The organism is Streptomyces chartreusis (assembly GCF_008704715.1).
Taxonomy (GTDB): Bacteria; Actinomycetota; Actinomycetes; order Streptomycetales; family Streptomycetaceae; genus Streptomyces; species Streptomyces chartreusis.
Genome location: NZ_CP023689.1, coordinates 194,059 through 205,559 on the forward strand (window position 1 = coordinate 194,059; position 11,501 = coordinate 205,559).

Annotated in this window: 8 protein-coding genes; 4 read left to right on the forward strand and 4 right to left on the reverse strand. The window is 70.5% G+C overall.

What is annotated here, in order from left to right; genetic code table 11:
• Nucleotides 1–50: 50 nt before the first annotated feature.
• Complete coding sequence (locus CP983_RS00840) at nucleotides 51–503, reverse strand: VOC family protein (RefSeq protein ID WP_125529670.1); 453 nt, start codon at nucleotides 501–503, stop codon at nucleotides 51–53.
• Nucleotides 504–602: 99 nt separating this feature from the next.
• Nucleotides 603–1,346 (reverse strand): phosphotransferase family protein, encoded by a 744-nt coding sequence (locus CP983_RS00845; RefSeq protein WP_150498112.1) that lies wholly within the window; start codon nucleotides 1,344–1,346, stop codon nucleotides 603–605.
• 348 nt (nucleotides 1,347–1,694) lie between these two features.
• Here CP983_RS00845 and CP983_RS00850 point away from each other — a divergent pair, with 348 nt between their 5' ends.
• From CP983_RS00850 to CP983_RS00860, 3 genes are all read left to right on the forward strand, one after another.
• Nucleotides 1,695–3,161: an aldehyde dehydrogenase family protein gene (locus tag CP983_RS00850; protein WP_107910845.1), complete on the forward strand. Its 1,467-nt coding sequence runs from the start codon at nucleotides 1,695–1,697 to the stop codon at nucleotides 3,159–3,161.
• A gap of 94 nt (nucleotides 3,162–3,255) precedes the next feature.
• Complete coding sequence (locus tag CP983_RS00855) at nucleotides 3,256–4,812, forward strand: GMC family oxidoreductase (RefSeq protein WP_150498113.1); 1,557 nt, start codon at nucleotides 3,256–3,258, stop codon at nucleotides 4,810–4,812.
• The gene (locus CP983_RS00860) at nucleotides 4,809–6,284 is read left to right on the forward strand and encodes an APC family permease (protein ID WP_150498114.1); all 1,476 of its coding nucleotides are present in this window, start codon (nucleotides 4,809–4,811) and stop codon (nucleotides 6,282–6,284) included. The genes CP983_RS00855 and CP983_RS00860 overlap by 4 nt, the downstream gene beginning before the upstream one ends.
• A 10-nt stretch (nucleotides 6,285–6,294) precedes the next feature.
• Here the strand turns inward: CP983_RS00860 and CP983_RS00865 are convergent, their stop codons facing one another.
• On the reverse strand, nucleotides 6,295–9,750 hold the full coding sequence (locus tag CP983_RS00865) for a SpoIIE family protein phosphatase (protein ID WP_150498115.1): 3,456 nt from the start codon (nucleotides 9,748–9,750) through the stop codon (nucleotides 6,295–6,297).
• A 228-nt stretch (nucleotides 9,751–9,978) separates the two neighbouring features.
• On the opposite strand from CP983_RS00865, the gene CP983_RS00870 reads away from it, so the two are divergent.
• Complete coding sequence (locus CP983_RS00870; protein WP_150498116.1) at nucleotides 9,979–10,866, forward strand: NAD-dependent protein deacetylase; 888 nt, start codon at nucleotides 9,979–9,981, stop codon at nucleotides 10,864–10,866.
• 134 nt (nucleotides 10,867–11,000) lie between these two features.
• Here the strand turns inward: CP983_RS00870 and CP983_RS00875 are convergent, their stop codons facing one another.
• Nucleotides 11,001–11,441, reverse strand: coding sequence for a VOC family protein (locus CP983_RS00875; protein ID WP_150498117.1), 441 nt, complete (start codon nucleotides 11,439–11,441; stop codon nucleotides 11,001–11,003).
• Between the last annotated feature and the right edge of the window lie 60 nt (nucleotides 11,442–11,501).

The following is an 11,501-nucleotide window of genomic DNA, read 5'->3' on the forward strand; positions in this document are numbered from 1 at the left end:
TTTCCCCGTCACTTCGGCGCACCCTCTGAATCGAAGAGCCCGATGGAGGGCTAGCTCGTGCCAGCAGGCGGGTCCGCGTAGATGCCGTGCAGCATTCCTGTGGCTTGGCCGACTTCGATGAGATAGCCGTCCGGGTCGCGCAAGTAGCACCGCAGCTCGGCTCCGCGGTCGATCGGCGGCGTGAGGAATTCGGCCCCCTTCGCGGTCCACTCCCGGTGGGTGGTCTCGATGTCGGCGACGCGGAGGTTGAGGAAGCTGCTGACCGTGCTCGGGTCGGTGGGCGGGCGCAGCGTGACGTCCGGCTTGTCGGGGGTCGGACCACCTCCCGGGTTCATGATGATCCATCCGTTGGCGAGCCTGACGGTGCAGGGGTTCTCCTCAAGCACCACCTCGCCGCCGAGGACGTCGGTGTAGAAGGCGCGAGAACGGGCCACGTCAGCCACCGTCAGAAAGTGAGTGAGCAGCAGTCCGGAATCCGGCGCGGGGAACCCCTCAGCTTGCATGCGAGCCCTCCAGGTACATGGGATCTTTCATTCCATATTGGTGGATGAGCCTCCGCTATCGCCGATCAACACGACCGGGGTAAGCCGGCTCGCGCAGCATCACATCCGGGATTTCAGTACGTCGACCTCGCAGCCCGGCGCGGTCGGGTCGAAGCCGTGCTCGGTCAGCCAGCGGATCGCCAGCAGGCTGCGGAGGGACCACCATGCGCGGATCACGTCGAGGTCGACGTCGGTGCCGTAGCCCGCGACGACGTCGTCGAGGTGCTCCTCGTGTCCGAGTGTCAGCGTGGCGAGGTCGTACAGGGGGTCACCCGGGCCCGCCTCGGACCAGTCGATGATGCCCGAGACCTCGTCGCCGTCGACGAACACGTGGACGATCTGGAGGTCCCCGTGAGTGAAGGCCGGAGTCCACGGCCTGAGTGCGGCCTCGGCGACCTCGCGGTTGCGGGTGACCAGGTCGGCCGGCAGGACGCCGTTCGTCACGAGCAACTCGCACTCGACGTCGAGCTCCGCCATCAGCTCGTCGAGCCCCCGGGCCCGGCCGAGTCGTGGTGGCAACGGCGTGTCGTGCAGCTTGCGGACGGCCGCGCCCACCGCGGCCCACACCGCCGGAGACGCGGTCGACGGCTCACCGAGTCGGCCCAGCACCGTCCCGGGGACCGCGGCGATCGCCAGGACGGGCGGCTTGCGCCACAGGACCTCAGGAGTCGGCACCGGCACCAGGGCCATCGCCTCGACCTCGGCATCGATGCGCGCCTGATCGGCGTCCACCTTCAGGAACACGTCGCCGACGCGCAGGGTCGCGCGCTCGGAATGGGCGACGACGACTTCGACCTCATCCATGGGCGACCAGTGTCCCGGGGACGGTCGTCGATGTCGCCGGGTTTTGTCGCGACGCGTTGCGTGGCCCATCACGTCGCGCTGGTCGGCGGCCTCGTACACAGCAGCGGTGCCGCCAGGTCGAGCCACCAGGCGCGGGGCAACGCCCAACTTGCCTTCGCGTCGGCCCACCCGGCGCATCAATCCCCAGGTCAGCCATCCGCGCCGTACCACTAGCCCACCCGGGTCCTCTGGGCCGCCCGCACGCAACCCCGGCGGTGCGTCCCGCGGCCGTCGACCATCCCATGGGCCATGTTGCTGAAACGTCGAACCGATCAATCGGTCCCGGCCGGACGCGAAGGAGGCCCCGCGGTGGGTGAGCTCTACATCGACGGTGAGTGGACGCAGGCTGCGGGCGGTGCCCGGCGGGAGGTGGTGAATCCCTACGACGCGTCCGTCGTGACCACCGTCGACGAGGCCGACGCCACCGACGTGGACCGTGCCGTACGCGCTGCTCGGCGAGCCTTCGACAAGGGTGACTGGGCGAACGCCCCCACGCGTCACCGGGCCGACCTCCTGCTGCGCGTCCGTGATCTGCTGCTGCGGGACAAGGAGGACATCGCCCGCACCGAGACGCTCGACACCGGAAAGACGCTGACCGAGGGTCGGATCGATGTGGAGGACGTGGCGAACGCCTTCCGGTACTTCGCCGAGCTCGCGGGCAAGGACGGCGGCAGGGTCGTGGACGTGGGCCCGGACGTCCTCAGTCGGGTCGTCTACCAGCCGGTCGGGGTGTGCGCGCTCATCGCCCCCTGGAACTACCCGCTGCTCCAGGCCTCCTGGAAGGTGGCCCCGGCCCTGGCCGCCGGCAACTCCTTCGTCCTCAAACCGAGCGAGATCACTCCGCTCACCACGATCGCCATGATGCGCCTCATCGAGGAGGCCGGTGCGCCACCCGGCGTCGCCAACCTGGTGCTCGGTTCCGGAGCCACCGTAGGGGCCGCCCTCACCAGCCACCCCGAGGTCGACCTGGTGTCCTTCACCGGCGGTCTGTCCACCGGACGGTCCATCATGGCCAGCGCGGCGCAGGGGCCGAGGAACATCGCGCTGGAGCTGGGCGGCAAGAATCCCAACATCGTGTTCGCGGACGCCGACTTCGACGCCGCCGTGGACTACGCGCTGGACGCCGCCTTCCTGCACGCCGGACAGGTCTGCTCGGCCGGTTCGCGTCTGATGGTCGAGGACTCGCTGCACGACCGCTTCGTCGAGGCGTACGCCGACCGCGCGCGGGCGATCCGGCTCGGCAACGGCCTGGAGGACGGCACCGAGAGCGGTCCGCTCAGCTCCGCCGCGCACCGCGAGAAGGTCGAGAGCTACATCGCCGTCGGCCGGGAGGAGGGCGCTCGGCTCGTCACCGGCGGCACCCGCCCCGACGACCCCGCCCTGAGCCGCGGCTTCTTCCTGCTGCCGACGATCTTCGCCGACTGCGACCGATCCATGCGCATCGTCCAGGAGGAAGTCTTCGGGCCTGTGGTGACCGTGGAGCGCTTCCGCACCGAGGACGAGGCGGTCGAGCTGGCCAACGACACGCGCTACGGCCTGGCGGGCGGTGTGTGGACCTCCGACGCGAGCCGTGCCCAGCGCGTCGCGCAGCGGCTGCGGCACGGCACCGTGTGGATCAACGACTTCCATCCTTACCTGCCGCAGGCCGAGTGGGGCGGTTTCGGCCGCTCCGGCGTCGGGCGCGAACTGGGGCCGACAGGGCTTCGCGAGTACCAGGAGGCCAAGCACATCTACCAGAACCTCGCCCCGGCTCGCTCGGGCTGGTTCAAGGGCTGACCTCCGGGCCACTCAGCGCCCGTCCACGACGCGACGACCACGACAGACCGGCAGTGCGCCCCTTTGCGCGACAGCCGACGAAGAAGGGCACCGCATGGCCCCCACCACCCCGCACGGCGCCGAGTCCGCCTACGACTACGTCATCGTCGGCGGCGGCACCGCCGGCTGCGTGCTCGCCGCCCGCCTGAGCGAGGACCCCGACTGCCGCGTCTGCGTCATCGAGGGGGGCCCCAGCGACGTCGGCGACGAACGCATCCTGCGCCTGCGCAACTGGATCAACCTGCTCGGCTCGGAATTCGACTACGGCTACACGACCGTCGAGCAGCCGCGCGGCAACTCCCACATCCTGCACTCACGTGCCCGTGTCCTCGGCGGTTGTTCCTCGCACAACACGTTGATCAGCTTCCTGCCGCTGCCGCAGGACCTCGACGACTGGGTGAGCCGGGGCTGTGCCGGGTGGGACCCGGCGACGATCCTCCCGTACCGGGAGCGGCTGTTGACCGAGATCGTCCCGGTGGCGGAGGCCGACCGCAATCCCATCGCCAAGGACTTCGTCACCGCGGCCGCCCGCGCCCTCGGCGTCCCCGTCGTCGACGACTTCAACGCCGAACCCTTCGCAGACGGCGCCGGTTTCTTCTCGCTGGCCTACCAGCCGGAGGGCAACCTGCGCTCCTCCGCCTCCGTCACCTACCTCCACCCCGTCCTGGACCGGCCCAACCTCACACTCCTGCTGGAGACCTGGGCCCACCGGCTCCTCACCGACGAGTCGGGGCGGACGACCCGTGTCGCCGTGCGCGGCGCCGACGGCGAGCCGGGCACCGTGCGTGCCGAGCGTGAACTCCTGCTGTGCGCCGGAGCCATCGACACCCCGCGCCTGCTGATGCTGTCCGGTATCGGCCCGGCCGACGACCTGCGCGCCCTGGGCATCCCCGTACACGCCGACCTGCCCGGCGTAGGGGAAAACCTGCTGGACCACCCCGAGTCGGTGATCCTCTGGGAGACCGCCGGCCCGTTGCCGCCCAATTCCGCGATGGACTCCGACGCCGGGCTGTTCCTGCGCCGCGACAAGAACCAGCCGCGCCCCGACCTGATGTTCCACTTCTACCAGGTGCCGTTCACCGTCAACACCGAGCGCCTGGGCTACCCCGTGCCGCAGTACGGAGTGTGCATGACGCCGAACGTGCCGCGTGCCCGCTCGACCGGCCGCATGTGGCTGCGCAGCGCCAATCCCGCCGAGCATCCCGCCCTGGACTTCCGGTACTTCACCGACCCGGAGGGCCACGACGAGCGCACCATCGTGGACGGGCTGAGGGTCGCCCGCGAGGTCGCCGCCACCGACCCGTTGCGCGACTGGCTCGTCCGCGAGGTGGCGCCCGGCCCGGACGTCGTCTCCGACGCCGACCTGTCGGAGTACGGCCGCCGTGCGGCGCACACCGTCTACCACCCGGCAGGCACCTGCCGCATGGGCGCCCCGGACGACCCGATGGCCGTCTGCGACCCGGAGTTGAGGGTGCGCGGCGTCGAGGGCCTGCGGATCGTCGACGCGTCGGTGTTCCCGACGATGCCCACCATCAACCCGATGGTGACCGTCCTGCTCGCCGCCGAACGCGCGGCCGATCTGATCGCCAAGGAACAGGGGGCACGGCCATGACCGCTACGCCATCTCCCGCGTCCGGCGTCCCGACCGGGGAGCCCGGCTCGGAGTTCCGCAAGGACATGAGCCCATGGGCCAACTTCGCCCTCGGCTTCACCTACCTCTCCCCGGTGGTGGGCACCTACACCCTCTTCGGCATCGCGATCGCCGACGGCGGACCGCCGATGATCTGGGCGTTCCTGGTCGCCGGCTGCGGCCAGTTCCTCGTCGCGCTGATCTTCGGCGAGGTCGTCGCCCAGTACCCCATCGCGGGCGGCGTCTACCCGTGGGCCCGGCGGCTGTGGGGCAAGCGCTGGGCGTGGATGACCGGCTGGGTGTACATGTGGGCGCTGCTGGTGACCATCACCTCCGTCGCGTACGGCGCCGGCCCCTACATCGCCATCCTCTTCGGCTTCAGAGCCACCGTGCACACCACCGTGCTGTGCACCGCCGTGCTCATCGTCGTCGCCATCCTCGTCAACTACATGGGCACCAAGGCACTGTCGACGGCGGCGCTCATCGGTTTCTCCGGCGAGCTCATCGGCGCCCTCGTCGTCGGCGTCTACCTGCTGTCCACCCACCGCCACCAGGGCCTCGGCGTCATCTTCGACACCTACGGTGTCGAGGGAGACGGCTCCTACCTGCCGGCGTTCCTGGCAGCCGGCATCATCGGCCTCTACCAGTACTACGGCTTCGAGGCGTGCGGCGACACTGCCGAGGAGGTCGCTCACCCGGGCCGGGTCATCCCCCGCGCGATGCGCCGCACCATCTACATCGGCGGCTCGGCGGCCACGTTCACCTGCATGTCGCTGCTGCTGTCGGTCACGGACTTCAACGCGATCATCTCGGGCGAGCAGACCGACCCGGTGGTGGACGTGCTGTTCGACGCGATGGGCGAGGCCGGGGCGCGGACGGTGATGGCCGTGGTGCTGATCTCCTTCCTGTCCTGCACGATCAGCCTCCAGGCCGCGGCCGGGCGGCTCATCTACTCCTACGCCCGTGACGAGATGATCGTCGGGCATCGGCTGCTGCGGCGGTTCGTCCACGCCCGTGCGGTGCCGAGCTGGGCGCTGTTCGTGTCCGCGGCGATCCCGCTGCTCATCGCCTTCGCCTCACTGCTCTCCGAGGACGCCCTCACCAACATCGTGTCGTTCGCCATCCTCGGCATCTACGGCTCGTTCCAGATGGTCGTCCTGGCCGCGCTCCGAGCCCGGCTCAAGGGCTGGCGCCCGGCCGGGGAGTTCACCCTCGGGCGGTGGGGCCTCGCGGTGAACGTCGCCGCGCTGGTCTACGGCATCCTCGCCATCATCAACATCTCCTGGGCCCGGTCCCCGGAGAAGTCCTGGTGGGAGAACTGGATCGTCCTGCTGTGCGGCGGGGTCGTCGTGGGCACCGGCCTGCTCTACATGTTCACCACCCATCACTACGGCCGCGGGGACGCCCCCGCCGGCGACGCTGTACCGGAGAAGCAAGGTCTGCCCGCCGACTGACCTGGGGGCATCAAGGCGTTGGTTCCGCTGTGGCCGCGAGCAGGGCGGTGTCGTCGTCGACGCGGTCGGGGGTGTTCAGCAGTTCCAGGGCTCGTTCGGTGATCCGCTGGGGGTCGGTGCGGGCGGCGGCGGGCAGCGTGGCGCAGATCTGGCGCAGGGCCGCGAGGCAGCCGTCCAGGGACAGGGCCCGGTTCTCCACCAGGCCGTCGGTGTACAGCAGGAGGCTGGTGCCGGGCGGGAACGCCACCTCGTGGTCGACCGGGGTGCTGCCCAGTCCCAGCGGTAGCGCCGGCGGCAGCTCCAGATAGGAGACGTCGGTGGCTATCAGCAGGGGCGGCAGGTGCCCGCTGGCGGCGTAGCGCAGGCGATGACGGTGCGGGTCGTAGACGGCGTAGAGGCAGGTGGCGAAGCGTTCGGTGGCGATCGACTGCAGGTAGGCGTCGAGCCTGGCCAGCACCTCTGCCGGGCCGGCGCCCTCCATCGCGAGGCTGTGCAGGGCGGAGCGGAGCTGGCCCATCACGATGGCAGCGTCCACGTCGTGGCCCATGACGTCGCCGATGGCGAATCCGACCCCGCCGTCGGGCAGTGCGAGCACGTCGTACCAGTCGCCGCCGACCTCGGCGCCGCGGTTGCTGGCCCCGTAGTGGGTGGCCAGGCGTACCCCGGGCACGTGGGGCAGGCTGTGGGGCAGCAGGGCGCGTTGCAGGGTCAGGGCGAGGCGGCGCTCGTTGTGGTACCGGGTGGCGTTGTCGTAGGCCAGGGCCAGGCGGTGGGCGAGGTTCTCCAGATATTTGTGCTCGACCGCGTCGTAGTCGGCCTGCCGGACCAGTACCAGGGCCCCCAGTGTGCGGTCGTGAGCGTGGAGCCGCAGGGCCAGCACGGAAGCGGGTGACGAGTGCGGGCCTGATCGGGTCGGGGCGGTGCCGTTGATCGCTTGGGTGGCGGCGGTGGCCAGGGCCTCCCGGGCGAGAAGGGGGGTGCCTTCGATGTATGCAGGGGGCGACTGGGCCGGAGTGGTTCTCGCGTCGGTGAGGTGGATGCTGATCTGGTCGGCGAAGTCGGGCAGCAGGATCTCGCCGGCGGTCCGGAGGATCTGGTCCGGGTCGAGGGTGGCGGACAGCCGCAGGCCCGCGTCGGCCAGGGAGGCCAGTACGGCGAGCTGGTCGCGGGTCTCGGTCAGGGCCCGTTCGCGCAGCTGCGACAGCTCCAACCCGGTGCGGACGCGCGCCAGCAACTGGCGCGCGGAGAAGGGTTTGGCCAGGTAGTCGTCGGCGCCGGCCTGCCGGCCCTGCACGGATTCCTCCTCACCGGCGCGGGCGGTGAGCAGGACGATGGGCAGGCGGGAGGTGCGCGGGTCGGCGCGCAGCGCCCTGACCAGCTCGAAGCCGTCCATGCGGGGCATCATCACGTCGCTGAGCACCAACTCCACCGGCTCTGCCAGGGCCATCTCCAGGGCAGCCCGGCCGTCGGCGGCGGGCAGCACTTCGTAGTCGGTCTGGAGGAGCTGAGTGAGGTAGGCGCGCATGTCGGCGTTGTCGTCGACGACCAGGAGGCGGGGCCGGTGGGGGCGGTCGGTTTCCTCAGGGCTGGAGTCGTGGGTCGCGGGTGCTTGCAGGGTGTGCGAGGCGGGGTCAGGTGTCAGCCAGCCCAGTGCCTCGTCCACATAGGCCGCGGCGCGGCCCGGTCGGCCGGACTTCCTGGAGGCTTCCCCGGGGGATGCGGTGACGGTCGGGGCCGGGCGGGTCCGGTGGGCGTCGGCGAAAGGGAGGTCCACGGTGACGGTGGTGCCCTGCCCGAGCAGGCTGTCCACGCCGACGATGCCGTCGTGTGCCTCCACCAGGTCCTTCACCAGCACCAGGCCGAGGCCGCTGCCCTCGTGGGAGCGGGAGCGGGCGCCGCGGACCCGGTAGAAGCGCTCGAACAGGCGCGGCAGCTCGCTCGCGGGGATGCCGGTGCCGGTGTCGGTCACGGTCAGCCGGGCCCGGTCCCCGGCCGAAGCCACCTGGACCCGGACGCCGCCGGTGAAGGTGAACTTCAGGGCGTTGCTGAGCAGGTTGAGGACGATCTTTTCCCACATCTCCCGGTCCAGGGAGACCGGGTCGGGCAGCGGCGGGCAGTCCACGTCCAGCGTCAGCCCGGCCGCCTCGAAGGCGGAGCGGAACACCCCGGCCAGCTCGGCCGTGACACCGGCGAGGTCGACCGGCTCAAGGGTCGGGCGTATCTGCCCGGCCCCGGCCTTGGCGACGTCCAGGAGGGTGTTGACCTGCTTCAGCAGGCGCAGGGCACCGCGCTCGGCCAGCTCAAGCTGTTCGCGTCGCTCGGGCCGGGCCTCGTCCGCCAGGGCCTGCTGGAGAGGGCCCAGGAGCAGGGTGAGCGGGGTGCGCAGTTCATGGCTGACGTTGGCGAAGAAGGTGGTCTTGGCTCGGTCCAGCTCGGCCAGTGCTTCCGCCCTCCGGCGCTGCTCGTCATGGGCGAGCGCGGCCGTCAGCGCCCCGGCGACGGCGGCGGCGAGCACCTCCAGGAAGTCCCGGTAGGTCCCAGCCGGCGGGAAGCAGGGATTGACGCCCACGACCAGGACTCCGCCCACCTGCCCCGCACAGTCCAGTGGCAGGGCCAGCACCTCCTCGACGGGGAGCCAGGCGGCGGCGGTGTGCTGCCCGGCCGTGTTGGTGAGTGAGGCGGCGGGCAGCGTGGCAGGGGCACCTTCGGCGGCCACCTGCGCCAGCCGGGCCACGATCTCTGACGCGTCCGCCGTACTCCCCGAGACCTCCCCAGCTCCTGGCTGGAGCCCGGCGGAGGCGGCCAGTCGTAGCTTCCCCGCCTCGGCGGCCAGATACAGGCCCATGAACGGGATCTCCTCGGGATACGAGCCCAGCACTTCCGCTACGACGCGGGCGACCTCGTCGGGAGTGAGCAGCCCGGCGGTGCGGGCGCCGGTCTCGCTCAGCAGGCGCAGCCGGCGCTCGCCCAGTACCCGGCCGGTGGTCTCGGTGATGATCTGGAGCACGCCGCCGGCGGTGCCGTCGTCCAGCAGTACGGGCTGGAAGGAGGAGTCGAAGTAGCACTGCTCCGGGAAGCCGTGGCGCTCCATGATGAGCGGCTCGTCGGGGATCAGCAGGGACTTGCGAGTGTCGACCACATAGTGGAAGTGGGAGCTCACGGGGTGGGCCCAGACCTCGGGGAACACGTCCTTGTAGGGCCTGCCGAGTGCCCAGGGGTGTTTGGCGCCGACGATGGGTGAGGAGCCCAGGTTGTACAGCGTGGCGAACTCGGTGCCCCAGTAGAGGGCCATGCCGTGCTCGGAGGTGAGCATGAGGCGCAGGGTGTCCACCAGGGGTCCCGGCCAGGACTCGGGGGGTCCGAGCGGGGTCGCCGCCCACTCGATCCCGGACAGAAGCTCGCCGAACTCACCGGCCTCGGCGAACATCCGGGCCGCCGCGGTGCGCGGGTCGTCGGGCCGGGTCATCGAGAAATCTTCCTCCTGGCGCCTGGTGATCCGCCTGCGCCCTCCCAAGGCTGCCGACGCTCACTCGCTGCGAGCCTTGCGGGCAGATCGGACGCCGGATCCGATGGTTCTGGCGACACTCCTGCGAGAATTACAACATTAAAGAGGCCTAAAATGCGATTTTCTGGTCACGACTCCGGCCCCGCTCGGCAGAGACCCTGACGGCAGCCCGCTGCGTACCCTGGCGGCATGCGCATGCGCCCCACTCTCACCTGGGCCCCGGCCCAGGACTGGCCGTCGGCCACCACTGATCTTCAGCCGGTCACCGATGCGCTGGACACCGGCGGCGTGCTGGTGCTCAGCGGGGCGGGCATCTCCACGGAGTCGGGTATCCCGGACTACCGAGGCGAGGGCGGGAGCCTGAGCCGGCACACGCCGATGACCTACCAGGAGTTCACCGCCGCCGAGCAGGCCCGACGTCGATACTGGGCGCGCAGCCACCTCGGCTGGCGCACCTTCGGTCGCGCCCTCCCCAATGCCGGGCACCGGGCGGTGGCCGCATTCGGGCAGCACGGTCTGCTCACCGGCGTGATCACTCAGAACGTCGACGGCCTGCACCAGACCGCGGGCAGCGAGAGTGTCGTGGAGCTCCATGGAAGCCTGGAGCGGGTCGTCTGCCTCTCCTGCGACACCTTCAGCCCGCGCCGTGAGCTGGCAGAACGCCTGGAGGAGGCCAACGCGGGTTTCGATCCGGTGGCCGCGGCGATCAACCCGGACGGCGACGCCGACCTCACCGACGAACAGGTCGGAGACTTCCGAGTCCTGCCCTGCGCGCTCTGCGGCGGCATCCTCAAGCCTGACGTGGTGTTCTTCGGTGAGAACGTCCCCCCGCAACGGGTCGAACAGTGCCGGACGCTGGTCCGTGAGGCGACCTCGCTGCTGGTCCTGGGCTCCTCACTGACGGTGATGTCCGGGCTTCGGTTCGTCCGGCTGGCGGTCGAGACCGGCAAACCGGTACTGATCATCAACCGGGACCCGACGCGGGGCGACCGCCACGCCGTCACCCGCGTAGGCCTCCCACTGGGAGCAGCCCTCACCACCGTCGCCGAACGACTCGGCGTGCCGATGGAGGGGTAGGCGGGCGCCCCCGAACCAGGGCGCGGTCGTACGGGGGCGGCCCGAGCCTTGTCGTCCTGTCACCGAGCAAGGCACCACGACGCTATCGCTCAGCGGCGGTTCTCGCGCCCCGTGCTGGATCGGCCGGGTGACCTTCAGCCGAGCTCCTCGGCGAGTCCGACGACGATGTCCTCGGGGCCGCGGACGTAGCAGAGCCGGTACACGTTCTCGTACTGCACGATCTCGCCGACGAGTTCGGCGCCGTGGACCCTCACGCGGGCAACGACGTCGTCGATGTCGTCGACGGCGAACATGACGCGCCGAATACCTAGGGTGTTCGCCGGCGCGTGCTTCGGCTCCGGGGTGATGGCCTTCGGCCGGTGGAACTTCGCCAGCTCCACCCGGCCATTACCGTCCGGGACCCGCAGCATGGCGACGTCCTGCCGGACGTCATCGAGGCCGATCACACGCTCCGCTCCCCGCCAGTCGAGCGGCCCCTTGCCCTCGAGCTCCATGCCGAGTTCGACGAAGAACGCGATGACCGCGTCAAGGTCGTCGACAACGATGAGGACGTTGTCCATCCGCTGGATCGTCATGCCGGCCCTCCTCAGGAACGCACGGCCACGGTAGCCGCCGTTTCCCTGGAGACGTAGCTG

Excerpts from the sequence above, each read along its gene's own strand:
- CP983_RS00855 (WP_150498113.1), top strand. The coding sequence starts at position 3,256 with ATGGCCCCCACCACCCCGCACGGCGCCGAGTCCGCCTACGACTACGTC.
- CP983_RS00865 (WP_150498115.1), bottom strand. The coding sequence starts at position 9,750 with ATGACCCGGCCCGACGACCCGCGCACCGCGGCGGCCCGGATGTTCGCC.
- CP983_RS00845 (WP_150498112.1), bottom strand. The coding sequence starts at position 1,346 with ATGGATGAGGTCGAAGTCGTCGTCGCCCATTCCGAGCGCGCGACCCTG.
- CP983_RS00860 (WP_150498114.1), top strand. The coding sequence starts at position 4,809 with ATGACCGCTACGCCATCTCCCGCGTCCGGCGTCCCGACCGGGGAGCCC.
- CP983_RS00840 (WP_125529670.1), bottom strand. The coding sequence starts at position 503 with ATGCAAGCTGAGGGGTTCCCCGCGCCGGATTCCGGACTGCTGCTCACT.
- CP983_RS00870 (WP_150498116.1), top strand. The coding sequence starts at position 9,979 with ATGCGCATGCGCCCCACTCTCACCTGGGCCCCGGCCCAGGACTGGCCG.
- CP983_RS00875 (WP_150498117.1), bottom strand. The coding sequence starts at position 11,441 with ATGACGATCCAGCGGATGGACAACGTCCTCATCGTTGTCGACGACCTT.